Origin of the sequence: Macrococcus lamae, assembly GCF_004359545.1 — a bacterium.
In the GTDB taxonomy this organism is placed as follows: domain Bacteria; phylum Bacillota; class Bacilli; order Staphylococcales; family Staphylococcaceae; genus Macrococcus; species Macrococcus lamae.
Genome location: NZ_SCWB01000012.1, coordinates 47,195 through 72,897, shown reverse-complemented (window position 1 = coordinate 72,897; position 25,703 = coordinate 47,195). Strand labels below are relative to the sequence as shown.

Annotated in this window: 32 protein-coding genes and 1 pseudogene; 23 read left to right on the top strand and 10 right to left on the bottom strand. The window is 39.9% G+C overall.

Features of this window, described 5'->3' with window-relative positions; genetic code table 11:
• Window positions 1-29: 29 nt before the first annotated feature.
• Window positions 30-1,244, top strand: coding sequence for an MFS transporter (locus tag ERX29_RS07795; RefSeq protein WP_165981110.1), 1,215 nt, complete (start codon window positions 30-32; stop codon window positions 1,242-1,244).
• Here ERX29_RS07795 and ERX29_RS07790 read toward each other — a convergent pair.
• Complete coding sequence (locus tag ERX29_RS07790; protein WP_133444150.1) at window positions 1,173-1,949, bottom strand: helix-turn-helix transcriptional regulator; 777 nt, start codon at window positions 1,947-1,949, stop codon at window positions 1,173-1,175. The two genes, ERX29_RS07795 and ERX29_RS07790, sit on opposite strands and share 72 nt — an antisense overlap.
• 192 nt (window positions 1,950-2,141) lie before the next feature.
• On the opposite strand from ERX29_RS07790, the gene ERX29_RS07785 reads away from it, so the two are divergent.
• From ERX29_RS07785 to ERX29_RS07750, 8 genes and pseudogenes are all read left to right on the top strand, one after another.
• Window positions 2,142-3,422, top strand: a complete 1,281-nt coding sequence (locus ERX29_RS07785) for an ABC transporter substrate-binding protein (RefSeq protein WP_133444148.1) — start codon at window positions 2,142-2,144, stop codon at window positions 3,420-3,422.
• A 9-nt stretch (window positions 3,423-3,431) separates the two neighbouring features.
• Window positions 3,432-4,307, top strand: coding sequence for a carbohydrate ABC transporter permease (locus ERX29_RS07780; protein ID WP_133444146.1), 876 nt, complete (start codon window positions 3,432-3,434; stop codon window positions 4,305-4,307).
• A gap of 55 nt (window positions 4,308-4,362) precedes the next feature.
• Window positions 4,363-5,139 (top strand): annotated as a pseudogene (locus ERX29_RS07775) (carbohydrate ABC transporter permease); the annotation flags it as partial.
• Window positions 5,140-5,206: 67 nt separating this feature from the next.
• Entirely contained in the window at window positions 5,207-6,067 is an 861-nt protein-coding gene (locus tag ERX29_RS07770) for a prephenate dehydrogenase (RefSeq protein ID WP_133444141.1), read from the top strand.
• A gap of 99 nt (window positions 6,068-6,166) precedes the next feature.
• Window positions 6,167-8,788: a pyruvate, phosphate dikinase gene (gene ppdK / locus ERX29_RS07765; protein WP_133444139.1), complete on the top strand. Its 2,622-nt coding sequence runs from the start codon at window positions 6,167-6,169 to the stop codon at window positions 8,786-8,788.
• A 5-nt stretch (window positions 8,789-8,793) separates the two neighbouring features.
• Entirely contained in the window at window positions 8,794-9,612 is an 819-nt protein-coding gene (locus ERX29_RS07760) for a pyruvate, water dikinase regulatory protein (protein WP_133444138.1), read from the top strand.
• A 134-nt stretch (window positions 9,613-9,746) separates the two neighbouring features.
• The gene (locus ERX29_RS07755) at window positions 9,747-10,316 is read left to right on the top strand and encodes a GNAT family N-acetyltransferase (RefSeq protein WP_133444136.1); all 570 of its coding nucleotides are present in this window, start codon (window positions 9,747-9,749) and stop codon (window positions 10,314-10,316) included.
• Window positions 10,303-10,773 carry a GNAT family N-acetyltransferase gene (locus ERX29_RS07750; protein WP_133444134.1) on the top strand — a complete coding sequence of 157 codons (471 nt, stop codon included), beginning with the start codon at window positions 10,303-10,305 and terminating at the stop codon, window positions 10,771-10,773. Before ERX29_RS07755 ends, ERX29_RS07750 begins: the two co-directional genes overlap by 14 nt.
• Before the next feature lie 63 nt (window positions 10,774-10,836).
• Here the strand turns inward: ERX29_RS07750 and ERX29_RS07745 are convergent, their stop codons facing one another.
• Window positions 10,837-11,862: a threonine aldolase family protein gene (locus tag ERX29_RS07745; protein ID WP_133444133.1), complete on the bottom strand. Its 1,026-nt coding sequence runs from the start codon at window positions 11,860-11,862 to the stop codon at window positions 10,837-10,839.
• Between the two features lie 107 nt (window positions 11,863-11,969).
• Between ERX29_RS07745 and ERX29_RS07740 the strand changes: the two genes are divergently transcribed.
• The 8 genes from ERX29_RS07740 (at window position 11,970) to ERX29_RS07705 (ending at window position 18,495) form a co-directional block, all read left to right on the top strand.
• Window positions 11,970-12,473, top strand: a complete 504-nt coding sequence (locus tag ERX29_RS07740) for a GNAT family N-acetyltransferase (RefSeq protein WP_133444132.1) — start codon at window positions 11,970-11,972, stop codon at window positions 12,471-12,473.
• A gap of 206 nt (window positions 12,474-12,679) precedes the next feature.
• The gene (locus ERX29_RS07735; RefSeq protein WP_165981109.1) at window positions 12,680-14,242 is read left to right on the top strand and encodes an amidase family protein; all 1,563 of its coding nucleotides are present in this window, start codon (window positions 12,680-12,682) and stop codon (window positions 14,240-14,242) included.
• Between the two features lie 114 nt (window positions 14,243-14,356).
• The gene (locus ERX29_RS07730) at window positions 14,357-15,289 is read left to right on the top strand and encodes an alpha/beta fold hydrolase (protein ID WP_133444130.1); all 933 of its coding nucleotides are present in this window, start codon (window positions 14,357-14,359) and stop codon (window positions 15,287-15,289) included.
• Complete coding sequence (locus ERX29_RS07725) at window positions 15,289-15,936, top strand: endonuclease III domain-containing protein (protein ID WP_133444129.1); 648 nt, start codon at window positions 15,289-15,291, stop codon at window positions 15,934-15,936. Before ERX29_RS07730 ends, ERX29_RS07725 begins: the two co-directional genes overlap by 1 nt.
• A 48-nt stretch (window positions 15,937-15,984) precedes the next feature.
• Entirely contained in the window at window positions 15,985-16,542 is a 558-nt protein-coding gene (locus ERX29_RS07720; RefSeq protein ID WP_133444128.1) for a GNAT family N-acetyltransferase, read from the top strand.
• A gap of 26 nt (window positions 16,543-16,568) precedes the next feature.
• Entirely contained in the window at window positions 16,569-16,955 is a 387-nt protein-coding gene (locus ERX29_RS07715; RefSeq protein ID WP_133444127.1) for a VOC family protein, read from the top strand.
• 29 nt (window positions 16,956-16,984) lie between these two features.
• Window positions 16,985-17,506, top strand: a complete 522-nt coding sequence (gene paiA / locus ERX29_RS07710) for a spermidine/spermine N(1)-acetyltransferase (protein ID WP_133444126.1) — start codon at window positions 16,985-16,987, stop codon at window positions 17,504-17,506.
• A 149-nt stretch (window positions 17,507-17,655) separates the two neighbouring features.
• Window positions 17,656-18,495, top strand: a complete 840-nt coding sequence (locus ERX29_RS07705; RefSeq protein ID WP_133444125.1) for a manganese catalase — start codon at window positions 17,656-17,658, stop codon at window positions 18,493-18,495.
• A gap of 32 nt (window positions 18,496-18,527) precedes the next feature.
• Here the strand turns inward: ERX29_RS07705 and ERX29_RS07700 are convergent, their stop codons facing one another.
• Window positions 18,528-19,433 (bottom strand): DMT family transporter, encoded by a 906-nt coding sequence (locus tag ERX29_RS07700; protein WP_133444124.1) that lies wholly within the window; start codon window positions 19,431-19,433, stop codon window positions 18,528-18,530.
• A 138-nt stretch (window positions 19,434-19,571) separates the two neighbouring features.
• On the opposite strand from ERX29_RS07700, the gene ERX29_RS07695 reads away from it, so the two are divergent.
• The 4 genes from ERX29_RS07695 (at window position 19,572) to ERX29_RS07680 (ending at window position 21,540) form a co-directional block, all read left to right on the top strand.
• Window positions 19,572-20,021 carry a DUF4825 domain-containing protein gene (locus ERX29_RS07695; RefSeq protein WP_133444122.1) on the top strand — a complete coding sequence of 150 codons (450 nt, stop codon included), beginning with the start codon at window positions 19,572-19,574 and terminating at the stop codon, window positions 20,019-20,021.
• A gap of 148 nt (window positions 20,022-20,169) precedes the next feature.
• Window positions 20,170-20,634, top strand: a complete 465-nt coding sequence (locus tag ERX29_RS07690; protein ID WP_133444121.1) for a DUF4188 domain-containing protein — start codon at window positions 20,170-20,172, stop codon at window positions 20,632-20,634.
• A 13-nt stretch (window positions 20,635-20,647) separates the two neighbouring features.
• Complete coding sequence (locus ERX29_RS07685; protein WP_133444120.1) at window positions 20,648-21,091, top strand: LytTR family DNA-binding domain-containing protein; 444 nt, start codon at window positions 20,648-20,650, stop codon at window positions 21,089-21,091.
• Window positions 21,088-21,540, top strand: a complete 453-nt coding sequence (locus ERX29_RS07680) for a DUF3021 domain-containing protein (protein ID WP_133444119.1) — start codon at window positions 21,088-21,090, stop codon at window positions 21,538-21,540. The genes ERX29_RS07685 and ERX29_RS07680 overlap by 4 nt, the downstream gene beginning before the upstream one ends.
• Before the next feature lie 28 nt (window positions 21,541-21,568).
• Here ERX29_RS07680 and ERX29_RS07675 read toward each other — a convergent pair whose 3' ends face one another.
• The 6 genes from ERX29_RS07675 to ERX29_RS07655 form a co-directional block, all read right to left on the bottom strand.
• Window positions 21,569-21,916, bottom strand: a complete 348-nt coding sequence (locus ERX29_RS07675) for a DUF4870 domain-containing protein (protein WP_133444118.1) — start codon at window positions 21,914-21,916, stop codon at window positions 21,569-21,571.
• A gap of 66 nt (window positions 21,917-21,982) precedes the next feature.
• Window positions 21,983-22,696: a DMT family transporter gene (locus ERX29_RS11120; protein ID WP_207999177.1), complete on the bottom strand. Its 714-nt coding sequence runs from the start codon at window positions 22,694-22,696 to the stop codon at window positions 21,983-21,985.
• The gene (locus ERX29_RS11150) at window positions 22,675-22,920 is read right to left on the bottom strand and encodes a DMT family transporter (RefSeq protein ID WP_207999175.1); all 246 of its coding nucleotides are present in this window, start codon (window positions 22,918-22,920) and stop codon (window positions 22,675-22,677) included. Before ERX29_RS11150 ends, ERX29_RS11120 begins: the two co-directional genes overlap by 22 nt.
• 26 nt (window positions 22,921-22,946) lie before the next feature.
• On the bottom strand, window positions 22,947-23,318 hold the full coding sequence (locus tag ERX29_RS07665; RefSeq protein WP_133444117.1) for a VOC family protein: 372 nt from the start codon (window positions 23,316-23,318) through the stop codon (window positions 22,947-22,949).
• Between the two features lie 188 nt (window positions 23,319-23,506).
• Window positions 23,507-23,782 (bottom strand): helix-turn-helix domain-containing protein, encoded by a 276-nt coding sequence (locus ERX29_RS07660; RefSeq protein WP_133444116.1) that lies wholly within the window; start codon window positions 23,780-23,782, stop codon window positions 23,507-23,509.
• Entirely contained in the window at window positions 23,775-24,155 is a 381-nt protein-coding gene (locus tag ERX29_RS07655) for a type II toxin-antitoxin system RelE/ParE family toxin (protein WP_133444115.1), read from the bottom strand. The genes ERX29_RS07660 and ERX29_RS07655 overlap by 8 nt, the downstream gene beginning before the upstream one ends.
• A 177-nt stretch (window positions 24,156-24,332) precedes the next feature.
• Between ERX29_RS07655 and ERX29_RS07650 the strand changes: the two genes are divergently transcribed.
• Complete coding sequence (locus ERX29_RS07650) at window positions 24,333-24,770, top strand: VOC family protein (RefSeq protein ID WP_133444114.1); 438 nt, start codon at window positions 24,333-24,335, stop codon at window positions 24,768-24,770.
• 12 nt (window positions 24,771-24,782) lie between these two features.
• Window positions 24,783-25,160 (top strand): VOC family protein, encoded by a 378-nt coding sequence (locus tag ERX29_RS07645; RefSeq protein WP_133444113.1) that lies wholly within the window; start codon window positions 24,783-24,785, stop codon window positions 25,158-25,160.
• A 33-nt stretch (window positions 25,161-25,193) separates the two neighbouring features.
• On the opposite strand, the gene ERX29_RS07640 is transcribed toward ERX29_RS07645, so the two are convergent.
• The gene (locus ERX29_RS07640) at window positions 25,194-25,577 is read right to left on the bottom strand and encodes a VOC family protein (protein WP_133444112.1); all 384 of its coding nucleotides are present in this window, start codon (window positions 25,575-25,577) and stop codon (window positions 25,194-25,196) included.
• Window positions 25,578-25,703 lie beyond the last annotated feature (126 nt).

Below are 25,703 nucleotides of genomic sequence, written 5' to 3'. Positions count from 1 at the left end.
TTATTTATCATTTAGCTAGAGGTGAGATGATGAATAATTCTTTCAAAAATAAAAACTTTCTTCTATATATGATTGGTGGCAGTGTTTCTACTGCGGGAACTGTATTGACTGACTTCGGTATTATTTTTCTGGCATATAATATGACGAAGTCAGGTCAGTTAACATCTTATATCGGAGCGGTAGAAACAATGCCTTATATCTTTTTTGGTTTAATCGGCGGAGTAGTTGCAGACTGGTATATTAAACGACATTTACTAATCGTCATGCAGTTAATCAGAATTCCTTTATTAGTGTTATTGATCGTGTTCTATTATTTGCATCAAATCAATCTGATGAGTTTAATAGCTATTGTTATACTGCTGAGTATGACAGGCTGTTTCTTTAATCCGGCTCATCGTGCATTACTTCCTAAAATAGTCATTGAAGAAGAACGTGTTACTGCTAATTCTTATTATGATATCGCGATTAGAGCGACGACCATTGTAGGAATGTTTATAAGTGGCATCATACTGCTTTTTGCTGATATCGGTATTTTCTTTATCATTGATTTAGTGACTTACATCATCAGTCTGATATGTCTTCTATTATTAAACGTCAATGAAACTAAAACGAACATATCGAAGAGTATTAAAAAGGTAAAAGACGATCTTTTAGAGTTTTACAGCTATTTAAAAACTCAACTAATTATCAAGCAGTTATTCTCTGTGACATTTCTCATAGTTTTTTTAAATACATGGATCTTTGATATAGGATTTTTACTGCTGCTTAAAGAAAGTTCAGATCACGTGCAATCGGACTATGCGTTCTACAAAGGACTCTACAGCATTTTTGGGATAGTTGTAAATTTATTCATTCCATTATTATTTAAGAAACAATCTATTGAAACATACTTAATCGGTACACTTGTCTGGGGAGCAGGATTCCTGCTGATGAGTGTATGGCATGATCCAGTAGGTATTATCATCTCTTTATTTATTATCAGTGCTGGATTAATTTTATCCAGTATGACACGTGCTTACTTAATACAGTCAGAAGTTTCAGAACCCATGCACGCTAGAGCGTTCAGTTTTAATGCAGTGCTGTTATATATTGCTAACACCATTTCTTATATAGTATTCGGCTTTTTGTATAACTATGTTTCTATCTCTATCATTTATTTAGCATGTTCGTTACTAATGATTATAACGGCTGTACTTTTCTTTGAATTGTTTCGGCGACAAAAACGTCAACTGCTTAAACCATGAACTGAACTGTTTGTAAGAACTGAACCCGGTAGAGTAGGCGATTTCTGTAAAAGTTAGTTCTGTTTCTCTTAGGAGTGCAATGCTTCTTTCAATTCGCTTATGATTTAAATATTCGATTGGAGACATATTAAAACACTGATTGAACTTTTTAATTAAATGGTACTTACTATAACCAAGAGCGTGTGCTAAATCTTCAAGAGACCATTGTTCGGTGTAGTTTGATGCAATAAATTCAGAAAAATATTTTGTTTCTTTATTATTAAAGGTATCAGTGGTAATGATATTATCAATGATTAATCGAGTGATAAATGAATCAAGATATGTCTGCTTTAAGTTCAGGTCGATATCCTGATTCATTAAATGGACAAGTCGTTGAATATTGGTATATTTTTCATTTGAATGTTCAACCGGCAGATAAAACATAGATGGGAAACTACTTAAATCACTAGCGATTGATTGAACAAGATGCGGCTTGATTTCAATGAGGATTTTTTCGTCATTGATTAGTAGCTGCTGATGATTCGTATTAGGAGACAGGGTCAGAAATTTATCTCGGCCAAAAATAATTTCATCATTTTCTACTTTATATAAGTTATGGTGAGAACAATTAATGATTATTTTAAAAACATCATCATTTCTTTGGAATGACTCGTTTAATCGATTCTTTCTCGACAAATACAATCCTTGTGAACTTGAAATAATCATAAGGCTACCTCCTGTAGGATTAATGTTATTTTAACCGAAATAGAAACAAATTTCATAACATCTATGATATATGACGCGAACTTCAACACGAAACACCTTAATAATCAGGAAAAAGTATTTCTCTTAGTTGAGGAGTACTTTTTTTAGATGTTAGGGTATATGGTAGAAAATGCTTTTAAAGGAGAGTGTAATATGGCTAAAAGAAAGTTTTTATATAGTTCTTTTCTCTGTCTGCTTCCTTTGACATTAGCCTCCTGCAGTAGCGAAGATGATGGAAAGACCACTGTTGAATTCATGCATTCTTCTATTGAACAGGATCGCCTGAAAGTCATCAATGAATTAGTTGCTGACTTTGAAAAGGAACATCCTGATATTAAGATAGATCAAATTCCCGTTGAAGAGGATGCCTATAATACGAAGGTCGTGACATTAGCACGTGCAAATAAATTACCAAGTGTGATAGAAGCAAGTCAGGATTTCGCCAAAGTGATGGATAAGGATGAGTTGATTGACAAGCAGGCCATCACTGAAGTCATGAATTCGGCGGATGAAGAGGATTATTATGAAGGAGCTAAAAGACTGGTTAAGTCTGAAGATGGGCATCATTACATCTCTGCACCGATTAGCGGCTGGGTACAGGGTATCTGGTATCACAAGAATCAGTTGAAAGAAGCAGGATTCAGCGAACCAAATGACTGGAATGATGTTATGAAGATTGCAAAGCACTTTAATCATCCGAAACAGAAGGAATATGGTATTGCGATGCCAACTGCAGACAGCACAATGTCAGAGCAGGCATTTTCTCAGTTTGCGTTATCAAATAAGGCAAATGTTCTTAACAAGAAGGGACAAGTAACGATTGATACAGCTGAAATGACAGAGGCACTTGAATACTATAAGCAGTTGTCAGCATATACGATGCCCGGCTCAAATGATGTCACCGAAATACAGGATGCTTTCATGAATGGTTCTGCGCCTATGGCAATTTACTCAACTTATATTCTTCCAACTGTCTACGAAGCAAAGAAATCAAAGGACATCGGATTTGCAATTCCTACTCACAAGTCAGAAGCGGTATATGGTACAGTATCCGGTTTGACTATTTCTTCAGGTCTGCCAAAAAAACAGGAAGAAGCATCTAAGGCGTTTGTGAAATTCTTGTCGGAAACAGACAATATGGAAAAATGGGTGCTGATGTCACCAGGCGGTGCTCAGCCAGTCAATAAGAAAGTAGTGGAAAGTAAAACCTATCAATCCAATAAAGTAGTAGGGTCATTTGGTAATCTATCTGAAGAAATTGCGCAGTCATTTGACAAGCTGCAGGTATTCGGTCTGGTAGGTAATAAAAACTATACGAAGATGGGTGACATTACAAGTTCAGGGGCTATTTCAAAAGCAGTGAACGACGTTACAGTAGGCGATCAATCACCTGAAACTGCACTAAAGAAAGCCCAACAATCTCTTGAAAAGTAGGTGACCTTAATGAAGCGGTCGATTAAAAATTCCGAAGCAACGCTTGCTATGGCGTTACTTGCACCGAGTTTAATTTTGTTAATTGTGCTCGTATTCTACCCAATGTTGTCCAACATTCAAATTAGTTTTTTAGATGTTCCTTTGAACGCGCGCTTAAAATCACAGTTTATCGGTTTGAAGAATTACGTAGATGTATTAAAGGATCCATCATTCTACGTCTCGCTTGGATTGACCATCGCTTATACAGCACTTGTAGTCATCGGAAGTACGTTTTTAGGATTAGTGGTAGCTTTAGTTTTTAACCGGGATTTTAAGTTCAGAGGAACAGCACGTTCGCTGATCACTCTGAGTTATGTGACGCCTTCCATTTCTCTGATTTTTGCATGGAAGTACATGTTCAATAATGGTTACGGCATTGTTAATGATTTGCTAGTAGATAAACTTCATCTACTTGATAAAGCTCCTCTTTGGTTTGATAAACCTGTATCAAGTTTTATACTTGTTGTGCTGTTTGCCATTTGGCGTTATTATCCGTATGCATTCATTTCTCTGCTCGCTATATTACAGACGGTCGATAAAAATTTATATGAAGCTGCTGATATGGATGGTGCAAACGGCTGGCAGAAATTTAAAAATGTGACGCTGCCGTCAATCATGCCTGTGCTCGCTACAGTTGTAGTATTAAGATCTATCTGGATGTTTTACATGTTTACAGATGTCTATCTACTTACAAATAAAGTTGATATATTAGGAATCTATCTCTATAAGACTGCCTTTGCCTTTAATGATCTAGGAAAAGCATCAGCTATTTCAGTCATATTGTTCTTGATTATTGCACTTGTCATATTTATCACTAGAAAGCGGGTGAATTTAAATAATGGCTAAAAATAAGAAGGTTAAAAACATACTGACTTATATTTTCGTTATTGGGATCCTTGCTATTAATTTATTTCCTTTCTGGATCATGCTGATGACTTCGTTTAAAAGTAGGCGCGAGGCCATCTCAACATCGCCAACCGTTATCCCTCGCCAATTCACAGTACAGCATTATGTAGATATTTTTAATCCCGATGTCTTTCCTTTCGTGGATTATATTAAAAACAGCTTGATTGTTGCGGTCACAGCAGCTTTAATTGCGGTTGCTATTGGGATTTTAGGGTCGTATGCTCTGGCCCGTCTCAACTTTAAAGGAAGAACGAAAATCAATGCGAGTTTTTACACGGTCTATATGTTCTCAGGCATTCTCATTGTAGTGCCTCTCTTTAAAATTATTGCGTCACTTGGAATTTACGACACAAGAACTTCGCTAGTAATCACAATGGTTGTGCAGACGTTGCCGACCGCTATATTTATGCTGAAAAGTTATTTCGAAACGATTCCAAAAGATATTGAGGAAGCAGCGATGATTGATGGTATGAACAGGATGCAGATTATACTCAGGATTATAGTGCCTTTAGCGTTTTCAGGAATTGTCTCAGTCTTTGTGTACTGCTTCATGGTAGCCTGGAATGATTTTCTGTTCGCTTCCATCTTTTTATCATCAACAGAGAAATTTACATTGCCGATTGGTCTGAATTCGTTATTTAGCACTCCGGACTATGTATGGGGTCGTATGATGGCTGCCTCACTGATTACAGCATTACCTGTTGTTGTGATGTATGCATTAACTGAACGATTTATTAAAGGTGGCGCATTAGAAGGTGGCGTCAAGGGCTGATGATTAATGGTTTCTTTGAAGAAATATTATTACGCTTTAAATCACTAAAATAATTGGAAGTGACAATATGAAAATAGCGATAGTAGGGCTCGGTGTAATTGGAGGATCTTTTGCTAAAGCAATACGCCATCATGACAACAAGCATTACATAATGGCGATAGACACAAATGTGGAAACATTGAAGCTGGCTGAAAACCAAGGGTTTATTGACTATGGTGAAACGGTGAATAAAACAGTATTGCAGCAAGCTGATCTTGTTATCTTTGCACTCTATCCTGAAGTGATGAAAGAATATGTCCGGACTCACAAGAACGAGTTTAAGGATGGAGCTATCATTACTGACACAACAGGTGTTAAGCGTACTGTTATCGCATCAATGAGGGATGTCATACCATCGCAAGTGGATTTTATTTTCGGTCATCCGATGGCCGGGCGTGAGAAACGTGGATTTGAATATGCTGATGCGAGCGTATTTGAAGGAGCGAATTATGTGATTACACCGACAGATGCGAACAATCCTCGAAACATAGAATGGTTCAAAGGATTTTTAGCAAACTTAGGATTCAAACGTGTGACAATAACAGATCCTGATACACATGACGAAATGATTGCTCATACAAGTCAGCTGACACACGCTATCGCTGTCGCACTAATCAACAGCGACGACCGTTCCCATGAAACGATACGATTCATCGGGGACAGCTACCGAGATTTAACGCGGATTGCTAACATGAATGAGAAGCTATGGCCGGAACTGTTCATGAACAATAAAGATCATCTCGTCACTTACATGGAACGATTTGAAGAAGCATTCCATGAACTGAAAATAGCGATACAAGAAGATGATGTTGAGAAGATGGAAGCTATCTTCAAGGAATCAACAGCTCGGCGAATCAAACTGCAGGAATCTGATTTAAGGATAAGATAGTAAATTTCTTTTATTCAGTTTTTGATTGTCATTTTTATTTTAATATGTCATACTAATTTTTAAATAGTATAACACATTAAATTTTAGAGGTGATGAGTAGTGACTAAGTATATCTATGCGTTTGAAGAAGGCAGTCAGTCGATGAAAGATCTGTTAGGAGGTAAAGGTGCCAATCTATCAGAGATGATGGGGCTCGGTCTACCGGTACCTAATGGCTTTACAATTACGACTGAAGCGTGTATTGAGTACTTAAATCAAGGAGAGAAGCTGTCAGAAAGCCTGCTTGCTGAACTTGAATCTCAGCTGAAACGCTTATCTGACACGACGGGTAAAGCTTTTTCTTCTGATGACTACTTGCTGCTTGTCTCTGTCCGCAGTGGTGCAAAGATTTCGATGCCTGGGATGATGGATACTATTTTAAATTTGGGCTTGAATGATGAGAACGTTGAGAAGCTTGCTCAAGTCACGAATGATCCTCGCTTTGCCTATGACTGTTATCGTCGTCTGCTGCAGATGTTCGGTCAAGTCGTCTACAACATTCCGATGGCGGCATTTGACGATTATTTTAACGAGTTTAAGAAAGAACATGGTTACGAGAGCGACGCTGATATTTCAGCGGACGACCTGAAGACTATCTGTAAATACTACAAAGATATTTATATGGAAGAAGTGTACAAAGCATTCCCGCAGGATCCGCTTGATCAGCTTCGCGAAGCGATTGAAGCGGTATTTAAATCCTGGAATAACGACCGTGCGCGTGTTTACCGGGAGTTAAACGAGATTCCACATGATATCGGAACAGCTGTCAATGTCCAGGAGATGGTATTCGGGAACAGTGGTGAACGTAGTGGGACAGGTGTTGCATTTACGCGTAACCCATCAACCGGTGAAAACACGTTATATGGTGAATACTTACTGAATGCGCAAGGAGAAGATGTGGTCGCAGGCATTCGTACGCCACAGAAGATTTCAACATTGAATGACCAGATGCCTGCCGTTTATCAGCAGTTTATTGAAGTGACAGAACGTCTTGAGTCGCATTACAAGGATATGCAGGATATTGAATTTACGATTGAAAATGAGAAACTTTACATCCTTCAGACTCGTAACGGTAAGAGGACAGCAAAGGCTGCGATGAAGATAGCGGCAGATATGGTAGGTGACGGCGTACTCACTAAAGAAGAAGCAGTCTCAAAAGTCGAGGTTCGCTCGATTGATCAGCTGCTGCACCCGGCATTCAATCCAGGCGCACTGGCAGAGACAGCAGCCATTTCAACCATTGGTCTGCCGGCAAGTCCAGGGGCTGCAACAGGTAAGGTCGTCTTCTCTGCAGCTGATGCGAAGGAGCAGGCAGCAGCTGGCGAAAAAGTCATATTGATGCGTCCTGAAACGTCGCCGGAAGATATTGAAGGAATGATTGCCGCAGAAGCCATTATTACTACGCACGGTGGCGTGACGTCTCATGCAGCGGTCGTTGCCCGTGGTATGGGTAAATGCTGTGTGACCGGTTGTTCAGACCTCGATATCAGTACGAAGGAAAAACGCGTCACTTATTCCGGAGGCACGTTGTCAGAAGGAGATGTCGTGTCAGTGGATGGTTCGACTGGCTGTGTTTATGTAGGAGAAATTGAGACGGTGAGTGCAGAGCACAGTGCAGAGTTCGAGCAGTTTATGAACTGGGCAGAAGAGGCAAGTCGACTTGACGTCCGTATGAATGCAGAAACAGCAGCAGATATTAAAGTAGGCTATGACTTCGGGGCAAAAGGCATCGGTTTAGTACGAACAGAGCATATGTTTTTCGGTGCCGAACGACTCGTTGAAATGCGTCGCTTCATTCTTTCTTCGACACAGCAGGACCGCCAACGCGCGCTCGATACGATTCTTGGCTACCAGACAGCGGACTTTGAAGCAATCTTCAGATTGTCCGGCGAACGTCCGACGATTGTCCGTCTGCTGGATCCGCCGCTACATGAGTTCCTGCCGCATACTGAAGAGGAAATCAATACAGTTGCAAAGCAGCTGAATATAACTATAGATGCCTTGAACAAACGAATCGAGGAATTACAGGAAGTAAATCCGATGCTCGGTCACCGTGGCTGCCGCCTTGCCATCACTTATCCGGAACTTTACGAAATGCAGGCAGAAGCAATTATTAAAAGCGTGATGCATTTAAAATCTGAAGGCATCGAATGTCATCCGGAAATTATGATTCCACTGGTCGCAACGGTTAAAGAATTTACGGAACTGAAAGCCGTGATTAAAGCGAAAGTTGAAGCACTGGAAGCACAGGAAGGCACATCTGTCAGCTATCTCATTGGAACGATGATTGAAACGCCACGTGCTTGTCTTATTGCTGGACAGCTTGCTGAAGCATGTGATTTCTTCAGCTTTGGAACGAACGATTTAACACAGCTCACATATGGTTTCTCAAGAGATGATGCCGGTAAATTCATCGGTGAATACGTCGACCGTCATATTCTTGAAGTCGATCCGTTTCAAACACTTGACGTTGATGGTATTGGGCAGCTGATCAAGATGACTGTAGAACAGGCAAAAGCGGTAAAGCCGGACATCAAAATCGGTGTGTGTGGAGAGTTGGGCGGCGACGCAAAATCCATTCAATTCTTCAATCAGCTGGCGATTGATTACGTATCATGTTCACCATTCCGTGTACCAGGTGCTATGCTTGCAGCGGCACAGAGTCAGGTGACAGATGAGTAGGAGGACTGAAGTTGAACGATAATGACTTAAAAATCTTTGTTATCTCTGATTCCATCGGTGAAACGGCTCAGCGTATGATTCACGCCACATTGACGCAGTTTCCTGCACTAGACTCAGCGACCATCAAGAAATTTCCTTTCATTAAAGACCAGGAACAGTTCATGAATATACTGACGCTTGCTAAAGATAATCATGCGATTATTGTGACGACACTCGTCAATCAGGAGCTCAATCAGATAGGTTTAAACTTCGCTGCTGAACATGGTGTCCCTTATGTGGATTATATGTCCGGTCTCATTCAGATTATTCAGCGTGAGACATCGATTGAGCCGTTAATGGAAAGTGGTGCCCTCAGAAAACTTAATAGCCAGTATTTCAAGCGTATCGAAGCGATGGAATACTCAGTGAAGTATGACGACGGTAAGAACTTCACTGATTTAAGTGAAGCAGATGCGGTTATTGTCGGGGTATCAAGAACATCGAAGACACCGCTCAGCATGTATCTGGCGAACAAAGGCTATAAGATTGCGAACATTCCACTTGTTCCTGAAGTACCGCTTCCAGATGCCTTGTTCAAGCAGAAAAATCTGAAAGTCTTCGGACTGACAGCGGGACCGAACTACATCATGAACATCCGTACAGAACGGGTGAAAGTGCTTGGTCTGCAAGGACCTGCTGACTACAATAACTTGAAGCGCATCAAAGAAGAATTGATCTACGCAGAAGAAGTCTTTGAGAGGCTGAATGCGACTGTTATCAATACCGAGTATAAATCAATTGAAGAATCAGCATTTTATATTGAGAAACATTTGAATCGTCATTGACAAGAACTGCTCTCAACTGAGAGTAGTTTTTTATATAGTTTAAAATACATGATGTTATTAATTGTACTGTTAATGACTATTCAGTATAGTATGATAAAAACAATGATTGATAAAGTACAGAAGGAGCACACCTTATGACAATCTTTGAAACTGAACGGTTGATGATTAGAAGACCTGTCAGTAGTGATTTTGATAATTTTATTACTATACGTAACAGCGAGCCATTTCTTAACTATAATCCAATGCCTGAATTAACAGAAGATGCAGCAAGAGAAGAACTGGAGCACTTAATTAAAGAAGAAACGATGTACGCGATTTGTTTGAAAGACGATACGATGATAGGAATGATGGACGCATTTCATGATTCTCTTAGGTATAACGTTAATAGTCAAATGATTTCCTATAATATGAATGAAGCGTTCACAGGGAAAGGGTATATGCAGGAAGCGCTGGTGGGTCTGATTTCACACCTCTTTGAGAATGGTACTGACATTATTTCAGCAAGGGTTTTTAAAGGGAATGTTGCCTCAAAGCACCTTCTTGAGAAAGTTGGATTCATTCATGAAGGCACACTGCGGCACTGTGTGAAAGGCAATCATGATATCATTCATGACGACTGGATTTTTTCGCTGATGAAAGAAGACTGGACCATTTCCGATGACCATTCATCTCTATTAAAGGAGCAGCAACATGAAATTAGTTAAATATGATGAAACGATGATCGATCAACTCAATCAGTATGAACTGACTGAAGCGCAGCTGAAATTCGTTAAATCGCCCGCTGTCAAAATGAAGGAAGCAGAGACCGAGACTTCGATGCAGCTTGTTTTAGGATTGAATGAAAACGAAGAAGCAGTTGTCTTCTTTGTGCTGGATACCGATAGTGAATTCCGACAGAGCTTCGAAGTTGAGCCTTATATTTATGTCAGCTCATTCTCGACAGATCACCGTCATTTAAGGAAAGGTTACGCAACAGCTGCATTACAGGCACTGCCTGGGTTTGTGAACACTTATTATCCTGACGTTGAATGGATCACATTGATTGTTGATGAACCAAACGCTAAAGCAAAGGACATGTACATTAAGCAAGGCTTTGAACTGGGTCTACCCATCCATGGTCCACGTCATCCGGGATTCATAATGAAAAAGCAGATTAAATAAGTAAAATCCTCTTCTATCAGTCATGTTCAAGTGCCTGATTGAAGAGGATTTTTTAACGAGTTTTTATAAATCAGCAATGAATGCCTTGATGTCTTCTTCACGAGTTGACCAGCTGGTACATATTCTAACAACTTTATTGCCGTCTCCTGCGTCTTCCCACGTATAGAACGAATATTTTTCGTTCAATGTTTTGATTTTATCCTCAGGAAGTATCGGGAAGATTTGATTCGTCGGCGACTCATATTTGAGTGCGATTCCTTTCGCCTTGAAGGCACTAAGTAGCAATTCAGCCATCTGAACGGCATGTTTGGAGATTTCAAAATATAAATCTTCTTCAAACAACACTTTGAACTGCAGGCCGAGGAATCGTCCTTTTGCAAGCATTCCGCCACGCTGTTTCATAATATAGCGGAAATCTTCTTTAATCGTTTCATGACTGATGACAATCGCCTCACCGAACATTGCACCGACTTTTGTGCCGCCGATATAGAAGACGTCGCAGAGATTTGTCAAATCATTCAAGCTCACATCATTGGTTTTAGAGACCATTCCGTAGCCGAGACGGGCACCGTCAATCATAAAGTATAAGTTTCTTGCCTGGCAGACGTCATGGATTGCTTTGATTTCCTGCTTGGAATATAACGTCCCGGATTCTGTCGGCTGTGAAATGTATACGAGTTTCGGCTGCGGGATATGTTCATGGGTTGGATCATCCCAGTGATTTTGCACATAGCTTTCAATCTGTTCAGCGCTGATTTTTCCTTGCGTGTTCGGTAGTTCAAGGACTTTATGACCCGTTGATTCTATCGCTCCGGTTTCATGAACCGCAATATGTCCGGAATCTGCTGCAATGACTGCTTGATGTGGTCTCAGTATAGAAGAAATAATCGTTGTATTCGCCTGCGTGCCGCCGACCATGAAATGCACATCAATATTTTCATTATCACAGTGCCGCTTAATATGATCCGCCGCAATCTTGCAGTAATCATCCATCCCGTAACCCGGCAGCTGCTCAGTATTTGTCTTCATCAGTGCTTCAAGGATTAAAGGATGGGCACCTTCTGTATAGTCGTTATCAAATCTGATCATCGTCATCACTCATTTCACTATTGTTAGTTGCCATTATAATATAAATATCTGACAATTGACTAATGAATGGTATGATGATTTAAAAGATATGGATAAGGAGGGGCATAATGATTGAATTCAGACGTCTGACTAAGGAAGATGAAGCAGCATTTATGAAATACATCAGTGAATGGGAACAACCGGACATGATAGTGCCGAGCGCGACCAATTATTATAAGTTTAACGATTTTGATCGATTTTTGGATGCACTTGATTTTCGGGAAAGCGGTAATGACTGGGTGAAGAATACGACATTATTTCTATTTGTTGATGGTGTAATTGTCGGCGCAGGAAATATCCGGCATACATTGACAGAAGACTTACTGAATACTGGAGGCCATATCGGTTACGGAGTCGGTCAGAGTTTCAGAAAGCAGGGATATGCCACTGAGATTTTGAAGAGATGCCTCGAGTTTTTAAAGCAGCTTAGTGTAGAACGTGCACTTGTCACATGTGATGAAGAAAATATAGGATCAGCCCAAGTGATTCTGAATAACGGTGGTGTTGAAGATCAATCATATCTCCAGGAAAGCGGTGTTAAGAGCAGACGTTTCTGGATAGATATTAAGTGAATGTGGTTTGCCTCTCAAGAAAACAAAAACGTGACAGGCAAACGGATTTGCCTTTCAAGAAAGAAAAAACGTGACAGGCAAACGGATTTGCCTCTCAAGAAAGTAAAAACGTGATAGGCAAATGCACTGCATCCCTATAACAACGATTGACACACCATTATTAGGGAATACATAAAGACCACTATGATAAGAGAGAAGGAACACAAGTGAATAATAAAAATATAATCATCGGTACGGCTGTAGGCATTGCAGCACTGATAGCAACTGTTGGAGTAACAATAGCAAGAAAAAAAGAACCTAAGACAGCTAAAGCATCATACGCTATGTACAATAGAGAGCGTCTCGTCAAAGCGGTCAAAGAACAGCTTGAAGATGTGAATCTTGAACTTGTACGTTCAAAGGCGGATTTTATCATCGACCGTTCTGTTGAAGAAATACAGGAAGCTATCAGAGAAAACGAATTAAACTATGAGATGCTGATGGCATTTTATCTCGACCGTATTTTGACATTCGATCAAAGCGAAAATGGTATTAACGGTATATCAGAAATCAATCCGGAAGCGATGAATCTGGCTCGCAAGTGTGATGCCTCTCCTGTCGTTGAAAAAGGGATTTTATTTGGCATACCTGTTACAGTGAAAGAAAATATTAATACTGACGATATGATTACGAGTGTCGGAACTCATATATTAAGAGAGCATATTCCTACTGAAGATGCTGACGTCGTGAAACGTCTGAAAGAAGCAGGTGCAATCATTCTTGGGAAGACGAATCTGTCAGAACTTGCCAACTATATGGGACCTAAAATGCCGAGTGGCTACAGTTCGAAGCATGGTCAGACATTAAATCCATATAAACCGCTTAAACTTTCACCCCTTGGGTCAAGTTCTGGCGCTGGAACGAGTACGACGGTTAATATCGGCGCACTGGCGCTTGGCACTGAAACGACGGGCTCTATCGTAGCACCGGCAGCTTATACATCTATTGTCGGATTTAAGCCGAGTATCCACCGGACTGAAGGTGAAGGTGTATTTCCGCTTGCCACATCACTTGACGTGGTTGGACCGATGACGAAAAACGTCATTGACGCAGTTTATGGTTATAATGCAATCGTTGCAGACCGATTAAATCGTATCGATCCAGATGATGTGAAAGCGGCAAATCTTGATGGTAAACGCATAGGCGTTGTGCAGGATAATCACGCAATGACACAGCTGGCAATTGAATCACTGAGACAGGCCGGCGCAGAGGTAACAGAGATTGAATTCGATACAGACACTATCGACAACATCATAGTCATCAACGCAGAGTTCAATAAAGATGTGCAGGCTTACGCTAAAAAACACCAGCTGCCGTTCAATACACTTGAAGAACTGATAGAGTATAACAAAGAAGATTTATCTGTAAGAGGTAAGTACGGTCAAGGACATGTTGTTGCAGCTGCTGAAACTGAGCATAACCAGGCAGTCGTTGATGAAATGATTCAAAATGCTTCTGCTCATTACGATGACTTGATTGATAAGTATCAACTGGACAGTATTGCCTACCTCGACTACGCTGGAACACTTGTAACAGCAGTCGCTGGATATCCTGAAATTTCTATTCCATTAGGACTGGATGAAGACGGCGCACCACACGGTCTGACGATTACAGCAGAAATGAATGAGGACGAAAAAGTATTGCAGCTTGGCTATGCGTTTGAACAGCATCATCAAGGCAGATATCGGTTAACAGATGATGAACTGAAAGACCATCTTCAAAACGCCTGATTCATTATTCGTAATTGTCATACTGAAGTTCTCGCTTTCAAACTATAACAAACAATAATCTGGGACGTTACTGTCTCAGATTTTTTTATAACAGTTAAAAAAGGGAGTGACATAATGAACTATAAGCAACTATCGCTATTAAGTGCAGGTGCTATTTATATAATTTATCGCCATTATTACGATTCAAACAAAACTAAGGATGCTCACTTTCAGATAGCCAGCGAACCATGGGACATTGGAACAGGAGTTAAAGGCTATCACTGGAAGGCGCCGAAAGAAAAGGCAGTTATATTGCTGCAGCATGGCTGGGGTGATTATGCAAAGCGATTTGTAGATCAGAATAATCAGCTGATTCCACATCTTCTTGAAATAGGTATTTCTGTCTATGCATTTGATATGCGAGGAAGCGGTGATTCCCCGGGAAATAGAGGGAGCACGGATGCGGCGCAGGCAGTACAGGACTTTAATGAAGCACGACGTCAATTAAAGCAGCAGCCACTACCTATTTTTCTTCTGGGACATTCTTTAGGTGGACTGGTCGCTGTGACCAGTCTGCTTGATAGCCAAGAAAGAGTAGACGGTGTCGTGCTCTTGTCTCCTTCGCTTGAGCATCGCACAAATCCTCTGGCACGTATCATCGTTCATTTTTTCAGAAACACTAAGCCGACAGCAAGTATCCCGGTGTCCACGCAGAGCACTAAAAAACTGACGGCTGAAAAAGACAGCATCGAACAGCTGGACCAGGATACGCAGTTAGTGTCAAGGAACTTACCGTGGATTTCAGCAGACAGCATCATCACAACGTCAAGAGAAAATCTCGCGCGTTATCACGAAATTAAAGTACCGGTTCTACTGCTGCATGGCACAAAAGACCGTTCAGCAAAATACAAAGGCAGCGAAGATTTCATCCAAGCCATCAGTTCACAAGATAAGACAATGCACCTTGTGAAAAGAGGACGACATCTGCTACTGGATGACAAAAAGCAGGATCAAATATTGAAGGCAATTCTATTATGGTTAGGAGACCATATCGAAAGGGAATCATAATGATGACGACAGACGAACTCTATCAACTGCTCTATCACCATATGGGTCCGCAAGGCTGGTGGCCGGCTGACAATGACATTGAAATGATGATCGGTGCTATATTAGTGCAGAATACCAACTGGAATAATGTTGTAAGATCACTCGATAACATAAAGAAAGCAACAGCATTCAAACATGAAGCACTCGCTAAGTTATCAGCTGACGAAGTAGAAACATTAATACGACCGAGCGGTTATCATAAAAGTAAGGCGAAAGCCATCGCAACTGTACTTGCCTGGCTTGGATTACATGATTTTAACTACGACATGATTTCTGAAAAGTTCGGTCCGGATTTGAGAGCCGAGCTGTTAAAACTTCATGGCATCGGACCCGAAACAGCAGACGTTCTGCTCGTCTATCTATTCGGCAGAATCGAATTTATTCCTGACAGCTATACACGGAGATTATACAGAAATCTCGGCTACAGCAATACGGAGAATTATAATAAGTTCAAGAAAGAAATCGCACTGCCGGACCATTTTACTAACGAAGACGCCAAAGAATTCCACGGCTTACTTGATGAGTTCGGTAAGACATACTTATCCAGCAGAAAAGAAAGCAGTCATCATTTTCTCAGCCCATATTTTGTGCCTATACAATCAAAATAAATATCGGTATAATGAGAAAAATTTATTGTTTCAGCAGGAGGAGAACACATGACTATTTTTAAACTGGCTGTTGATGACCATATTACGTTAGTTCAACCGGAACTTTTTCTGGCAGAAGACTTATTCAATGTTCTGGATAATAACCGAGAACATTTACGAGAGTTTCTCGATTTCGTCGATATGACAAAAGAAGTCTCAGATGAACGACTGTACATCAAAATGATGCTTGAAAAACAAGCTGCTGAAACCGGACGATTATTTCTCATCTATTATGATGAACAACTAGTCGGAACAATTGATCTTCATAATATTGACCGGAATAATAAGAAAGCTGAGATTGGCTACTGGCTGGACAAAAACTATAATGGCAGACGAATTACAACGAAATGTGTCACTAAAGTATGTGAGATTGCATTTCAGTACATGAGACTTAACAAACTGACTATAATTGCCGAAGTCGGTAATCAAGGAAGTAATAAAGTCGCACTGAATGCTGGGTTCACAATTGTCGGTACTGACAAAGACGATGTTTATAGAAATGATCAGTTCTGTGATATGAACCGTTACGCTTTATTGAAAAAGGATTTTAAGGTGAAAGCTAATTGATTTTATACTAATAATGAGGTGATAGAATGATTCAAAGTTTACATCAAGTAATGCTATATGTAGAAAATCTGGAACAGTCAGTAGCATTCTGGCAAGAGCAATTAGGGTTTAAGATAGTCAACCAGCAAGAGCTGCCAGAAGGGTATCAATCTTTCGAAATGGCTCCTGCTACAATAAATGCTGACCAGACATCAATTGTGTTGTTTGACAAAGCGTTCATTAAGAAATTCAGTCCTGAAGTCAGTCTTGAAACACCATCTTTAATGTTTAAGACGGCGGACGTGGATGCTCTTTATAATGATTTGAAAGCAAAAGGAGTGACTGTGGGTGAGAAACTGGAAATGCCAGGCATGAAAGTTTTTAATTTTGCGGACACTGAAGGCAATTACTTCGCAGTGAGTGAGTTAAATTAAAATCAAACGTTGATAAAAGGGTGATGAAGATGACAGTAGCTTTAAGAAAATTAACCGTCGACGATGCAGCAGCACTTCAAACGATTAGTATTACAACATATCGTGAGACGTTTGACGTGCATAATTCAGAAGAGAATATGACTGCTTATCTGAAATCTGCCTACAACCTTGATAAATTGACTCGAGAGCTTCAGAACCCTGACTCTGAGTTTTACTTTGTTTATAAAGACGCGCAGCTTGCAGGCTATTTAAAGGTAAACATTAACGATGCACAGACAGAGACGCTGGGCGATGATGCGCTTGAAATCGAGCGCATTTACTTAAAGAAAGAATTTCATCGTAACGGACTCGGCAGATACTTATTCGATAAATCGGTAGAACTTGCGCTTTATCATCACAAACAAAAAATCTGGCTCGGCGTCTGGGAACATAATGATAATGCAATCGCTTTTTATGAAAGAATGGGATTTGTGAGACAAGGTGCTCATTCATTCTTCATGGGAGATGATGAGCAGATTGATGTGATCATGGTAAAACCACTTGAGTCATAAAAACAACCGATTAAATTAAATATGACAGTGAAGTGAACTTGTTATGAAAAACATGACATTTAATAGCGAAACTAAATGTAGAATGTTTATAAATAAATAGAGAAGGTAAGAGATAAAGGTACGACTAATCCAAACTAGGAGGATACTTTATGTTCTTACATGATAAACATTTACAGTTCGAAGCGAAACCGGTGAAACCAGATCCGTTGATGGCGAAGAAGGTCCAAGAATTGATTGGTGGACAGTTCGGTGAGATGAGTGTGGCGATGCAGTATTTGTTCCAAGGCTGGGGTGTAAGAAAAGGTAACGAAAAATATAAAGATTTACTATTAGATATCGGTACTGAAGAATTAGGACATATTGAAATGCTTGCAACGATGGTCGGCCGATTACTTGAAGGCACAGATATTAAACATCAGGAAGCAGCAGCGAAGGATCCTGTTGTAGGCTCAATTCTAGCGGGAATGAATCCGCAGCATGCGATTGTCTCAGGACTTAATGCACGTCCAGCTGACAGTGTCGGCAATCCATGGATGGGCAGCTATATTATTTCAAGCGGTAATCTACTTGCCGACTTCCGTGCTAACTTGAATGCTGAGTCACAAGGACGTATCCAGGCAGTCCGCATTTATGAGATGGCAGATGATCCAGGTCTGAAAGATATGCTTGCAGTACTTATTGCGCGTGATTCTTTCCACCAGAACTTATGGATGCAGGCAATCGCTGAACTGGAAGCAGCAGAAGGCAAGATTGTTCCGTCAACTTTCGATCGCTCACAGGAGCGTACAGATATTGCTTTCTCTTTATTTAATCATTCAGCAAGTTCTGAAGAAAGCAGTCTTGGCTCTTGGGCAGAAGGAACGACGCCTGCAGGAGATGGTGAGTTCAAGTATGTAGAAAAAATTCCGTTCGAAGGCGAGATTCCGAAACTCGAGAATCCACCAAAATCACTGCATAATACATTACCAGAGAAAGATCTGAAAAAATAATTAAAGTAAAAAGCTCTTCTGACAAGTAGTAGTCAGGAGAGTTTTTTACTGTTCGCTTTATTGAGTGAAGAATATATGACAATGCTGAAAATAATTAGGATACCGATGAACTGCATGATACCAAATGAAGCATTCAACCAGATTACGCTTAGTATCACAGCGGTCAGCGGCTCGAGACAGCCGAGTAATGCAACAATTTCTGCCTGGATATAGTTGACACTTTCTAAATACAGCCAGAATGCAAGCATCGTTCCGACAATGACGGAAATTGAGAGCAGGAGCAATCCACGGCCACCAAGTGCAGTAAAATTGAATGACCAGCTGAAATCAAGGATAAACATGAAGAAGCCTCCGATCAGCATCGCCCATCCGACAATCACAAGAGACGGTGCATGTTTAAAGAGATTGCCGGCATACATAATATAAAAAGCGGCAGCGGTAGCACTGAGCAGCCCCCATATGACAGCAGGAGGTGCGACTTCGAAGGATTGCCGGCTGCCGTTTGTCAGTAATAAAAAAGTACCGAACATCGAGATCGCTACAATGGTTAAATCCTGCAGACGAAACGGTTTCTTCCGGCTTATAACGTAAAATATGAGAATGACCACAGGAGATAAATATTGAAGAAGAGTTGCAACTGCTGCATTACCTGTTTGAATGGATGCCATATAAGTGTACTGGACAGCGAGCATACCAAAGACAGAGTAGACCAGCATCTGAAGTGCTGTCCATTTATTTTTGAAAGGAGCAGTGACCGGTTGTTTTCTGATCAGCGCAAGCAGCAGCAGCAACAGTCCACTGACGATGAGACGAAATTTGACATAGTCATTGACGTCCAATCCATAGTCTTTGAATAACACTTCGGCAACAGTACCACCTATCCCCCAGAATACAGTACCGCAAATAATAAGAACAATCCCTTTTAACTGGTTACTCATAACTGATCCTCCAATAATTTCATTAATTCCATCATAAATAAAATAACAGCAAATAGAAATAAAATTCTTTAGCTAATTCAATATTGATGAATATGTATTCACAAATTATAATAAAGATAACTTTGAGGAGGCGTGTCGATGAAAAAGATAGTTAGCTTATTGATAATGATAGCCATGCTATGTGCTTGTAGTAACGCAGAAGCAGGAGATGCAGATGCACTGTGGGATTTGAAAACTGCCCATACCGGTGACAATAATGCAGTGATACACATTCTCGAAGAAGCGGGAGCGAAGCAATACGGAGATTATACGATAGAACTACAGACGACAACGGAACCCTATGGACTCATCATTGATTACAAATCAGTCAATGACCAAGCATCAAAGAAAGCTTTGGAAAAAGTGAGCGGGCTGGCAGTCGGTTTAATCGACAATCTCGGTTATGTCGATGTAAAAACACCTGATAAAACCTATCATTTTACCGAAAAGAAATTGAATAAAGATTTCAATATCAATGTTAAACAGATGAGCAAGGATAAAGAAAAACTTAAACGTTTCCTTGAGAAGCAGAGTAAGGTTAATCAATAGTAAATAAGGCATGACATTTGTCGTGTCTTATTTTTATGCATTACAATCTACCACATAGTAAGTCTACATGACCGCTTAGTCCTAAAGTATATAATTACTCCCTCGTTTCTGATTTAATAAGGTTAAGAACATATTCAGGAGGGATTCGATGTCAGTACTAAACGGTAGATACACGAGCAGAAAGCAGGAAAGTGTAACAGTATTTCTCATTGGTATGAGAATTAATCGAGTGAGGGCAGTACATAGATGGCTGCCTGTTTTAACAGCCATGTACCCGATGATGCGCGAACTGGAATCTCATAAAGAACTTGGCTGCTTGTCCATGGAAAGTTTCTTTAGACTCAGGACGACATTACTTGTCCAGTACTGGGAGACGCCTGACGACTTAATGGTTTATGCAAAGGGACCCAAACATCTGAAAGCCTGGAAGACATTTCATCAGAGGTTGAAGAATAATGATGCAGTGGGTTTCTATCATGAAACATATGTCATTAAAGACGGAGCATTTGAAAATGTGTATATCAATATGCCAACGATGGGGATAGGTCAAGCTCTTGGTGTCGAGCAAATTATTAGAGGGACACAATCAGCATCTGATCGATTAAAACGATAAACGAGGTGACGTCATGAGATTAGAACTGAATATAAATCCTGAGATTAAGGAGGAAACGATTACGATTCATACGCGTGCATTGACGCCTGAACTTAGTCTGATAATCAGGCAGCTGGAGGACATGATATCAGTCAAAAAATTATACGGCAGAGACGGAGAAGACGTCTATCCGATTAATGTCAGTCACGTCACTCAGTTTATTGTGGAAAATAAAGTAGTATATGCGCTCCTCACAAATGACAGGAAATTAAGACTGGAGCAGCGATTATATCAAATTGAAGAAATGATGGATCACCGGTTTGTCAGAATTTCAAAATCAGAAATCATCAATATTGAGTTCATCGATTATCTTCATGTCAACTCCAATGGGATGATAGAAATTTTTATGAAGCAGGGAGAACATACTTATTCATCACGCCATTATTTAAAGGCGATAAAGGAGCGATTAGAAATATGAAAAGATTAATATACGGAATAGTGACAGGACAGTTTGTCGGCAACTTGATGTCTATTATATTTTCAAGCTTTGCGCCGGACGGTGAATATTACCCGATGGCACCTGATTCCTTTATGGGCAGTTATTATTATGAGCACTTTACAGAGCTTCAGGTGATGTATGTCGCATTTGTCATCTGGAGTCTGATCGGTATACTCTTTCAATATGCTGACTTGATCTTTAAACAGCGAGATTGGAGTATTACGAGGATGACGATTACACACTTCTTAACAATTATCATTTTCTTTTTTCCACTGGCGATACTTGCCGGCTGGTTCCCTCTGAAGTTTGGAGCGATTATGAGTTTTTTCATTATCTTCATTATCGTATACTTTATTATCTGGTACGTGCAAAAATTATATAATAAAAAATATGTTGATGATATCAACCATCATTTAAAAATACGTTAAAAAGCATCGGACAACGGTCCGATGCTTTTTAGTGTAAAAATCTGATGGAGAACGGTGGAAGGTAGAACTCACCATTGAACGCTTTGACTGCTCCGACAATAGTGAAGACAAAAGCAAGTATACTAATGATAGGTAATATGATTAAACCAATTAATACAAAACACAGAATACCTGCGATGAATCCCCATATGCTATATGAAATCAGGAAGTTCAGATAATCCTTACCGATGATATCGATAAACGGTGACTGTTCACGTTTCAATAACCAGATAAGCAGGGGAGCTACGACTGGCGCAAAGAAACTGGAAGCATAGATAAGCATGCCGAGCATGCGGTCCTCGGCGGAAAAGGATTCTATTTCATTATATTCATTCATTAATAGTCCTCCTGAATAACGATTAATTAACTTCATCATACTAAAAGAGACTAGCCAAGTCTAATTTTAGAAGACTTTGACAAGAATGACACCGAGAACCATCAACAAAATACCGAGCAGTTGAATGCCTGTGACAGGCGTCTGCTTAGCTCCAAGTAAACCGAAGCGGTCAATCAGGACGCTGCAGAGAATTTGTCCGAACAGACCGATTACAACAGCTAGACCAGTTCCGATGATTGGTACTAAAGCTGCCATACCAAGCACAAACATGGCACCTATAAGACCGCCTGTCATGATCCACCACGGACGACCACTGCCGAAAGCAAGCCGGATATTCGTAACATTTCTTAAGGCGAACGTAATAATTAATAATAACAGCGTCATGCCGACAATGAATGATATGAAAGCAGCGTGAATCGGTGAATGAAGAATGATGCCGAGATGACCGTTAATCGCAGACTGGGTCGCCATCAGCATGCCGGCAAAGATACCGAATAATTGATAAGGCAATTTGACGCCTGATGTTTCAACAGACGGTCGCTTGTTTCTTTTGTTTAGCATCTCTGGAAGAACGACAATGCAGATCAGACCACTGATCAGAATTAATATACCGACACCACGGAGCAACGTGAACGGTTGCTGCGGTGCATTGAATAAGCCGAACGTATCAATCAGCATGCTCGCAATAATCTGACCCATCAGCGGCAGCAGCACAGTCTGCACCCCTCCGAGTTTTGGGAACAGCAGAATATTACCGGTCAGTCCAATAACACCGAGCATACCGCCGGTCCTACCCAGACAGGGGCGGTAGAAAATAATTCTGCGTTAAATAATAAAGTGTGTTTTGTCAGCAATGTCATGACAGCGAGCAGCAAAGTACCCACGCTGAATGAAATAAAAGAAGCGACAAATGGGGACAGCACATAACTCCGAAGCCGAGAATTAACAGCAGTCTGCACCGGAACACCGATGCCTATCAGTAATGCGAATAAAAAGTAAATCAAAATCAATCTCTCCTGACGATTAAAAGTTAAAAATGCTGCTCAAACATAATAGTATTGCCGTCTGGATCTTCTATAACAAAGTGAGCGGGACCTTGACTATCATATTCAAATGATTTCACAGGTTCGATGCCATTTGCGCGCAAGTCAGACTCAATCTCACGAATATCAGGGGCATCCGCATCTTCTTTGAAATTTGAATGCCACTTCGGATTGAACGTCAACAAATGACTGTCAAACATTCCTTGGAATAACCCGATTGTACAATCTCCATTTCTAATCACACACCACTTCTGGTCGAGATTACCCATAATTTGCTTGAACCCAAGCTTGTTATAAAATTCAAGAGAAGCATAAATATCTTTGACTTCTAAACTCAATGAAAAATGACCTAAATTCATAACTCCATCTCCTTGATAAATAGATACTTTAATTAAAACATACATGGATATGGAAATGGAGATATTGCTAAAATAGGTAACATTTAATTTCTTAAAATGATAATAGACTTTGATTTAGATGGTACTTCTATGAAGAGTCTATTGAGAATACAAAATAAAAAGCTCTGTTTTCACAGAACTTAATAAATCTAGATATATTCAAACTTTAATTCTGTATCAGTAGCTTTGGCGACTTCTGCTAATAAAGATATTGTCGGATTCATTTCGCCGTTTTCAATTCTGGCAATTGTAGATTGAGGTTTATTCATCAATTGAGCGAGTTGTCTTTGAGATAAACCTTTCTTTTGTCTAAGTTTCACAAGTTGAACGGCTGTTTCTAACTTAATATCTTCTAATTGGTACATCTCTTTTAAATGAGGATTTTTTTTAATATCCTGTTTCATATAGTCATCAATTCTACTCATTATTATCCACTCCTTTTAATTTATAGGATTGTATAAACTTATTTCTTATTAATTTACCTTTATTAATTTCTTTTTGGGGAGTTTTCTGAGTCTTTTTAGTGAATCCGTGTGTGATAACATATTGATCTTTAATTAAATGAAAGTAGATTCCTCGTTGAATATTACTTCCCTGTTTACTTCTTATCTCATATAAGTTTTTATCAAGTTTTGCTACCCATTGATTTTTAATAGCTTCTTGAAGACCATATTTTTCAATTTTACTAATAAGAGTGACAAGAGCAACTCTCTGTTTGTCAGGTAAGCTATCTAACAAATCAAAAAAATATTCATTGCCTCTACTATCTTTAGCATACTGAAATTCAATTTTCTTCATAATGTATGATAGCATATACGCTATCAAATTTCATCTCCTTCAAGTAAAATAAATTATTCTTTTCAAATGGGATAGTTCATCAGACTATTTTAGTATAAATATATAATTAGTTCGTTATATTACTAATTATATATTATAATAACAGTGGTCAACATAAAACGAAATGAGGGATATTCAATGTTCAATGTCATTCCGTACTTCAATTATCAAAACACGTTACAGGCTTTAGAATTTTATGAGACGAAGTTAGGCGCGACAAATGTTCAAAAGGTGATGGGCGATAGCGAAATGTTTAAAGACATGCCAGAGGAATATAAGATGCCTGAAGAGGTAGCAAAAAATTTCGTTATGAATGCTTCTTTTACTTTATTGGATAAGACGTTTATGGCAAGTGATACTTGGGGTAACCGGGACATTAATAACGAAGGTGCGCAGGTTTGTTTTATATTTGACGGTAATGACGAGGAAGCGGTCAATCGGGTCAAAGATTTGTTCCAGAAAGCCGAACTAGCAGGTTGTAAAATTCCGATGCCGCTTGGTCCGACTGAGTGGACAAATCTTTATGGAAGTTTCACTGATCCATTTGGTGTGTCTTGGATGGCCAGTGCTGAGTAGGGAGGACTTCTGATGAAATCGTACTGGTTGAATATTCCTGTCGCAGACATTAAGCGAACGAGAGCTTTCTATAATGGCATCGGTCTGGAATTTCATCAAGGTAACTCTGATGATAATATGACAGGGCTTAAAGTAGGAAGTCAGATGCTGATGTTCTTCAACAAAAGTGTTTTAGAGTCGAGAACAGGCATGTCGTTCACTGATACTGATGATGGCAATGAATTTATTGTATCGTTTGATCTCGAAAGCAATGAAGAAGTCGATCAACTGGCAGTTAATGTGGAGCGTTCTGGTGGTGAAGTACTGGAACAGCCGCGACAGTCACACGGTTACTATGGATTTGCTTTTAAAGACCCTGACGGTCATCTGTTCAATGTTATTGTCATGTAAATTTTCAAGAGGATGCTGATGCGTCCTCTTTTTTTATGTCGTTAGTTCAATTTGGTTGCCTTCCGGATCTTTAACGCAGCTCTCGTAATATCCGTCTCCTGTGGTACGAGGTGGACTGACCAGGGTACAGCCTGACGTCACGAGTTGTTCAGTTAACTCATCGACCGCCTGCTTGCTGCCGAGGCTGACTGCCAGATGCGTCAATCCCAGGTGCCACAATCCTTCATGGTCTTCTCCCATATCAGGGCGTGTCATCAGTTCTAATCTTGCCCCTTCCTTAAATGACAGAAAGTACGTTTCAAGACCAGTCTTCGGATTATAGTATTTGTCATTTGCTGTGGCGTTAAAGTAAGTACAGTAGAAATCCTTCATCAGTTCCAGTTCACAGACATACATCGCAACATGTTCGATTTTCATAGCAGCCTCCAGAATATTTAATTATTGTCTACATTGTACTACATATTTTATCGTGCAATCACGTAATGACAAATGTCATATAACAATGGTGACAGATGTGACTGTGTTTCACGTTAGAAAAGCTGT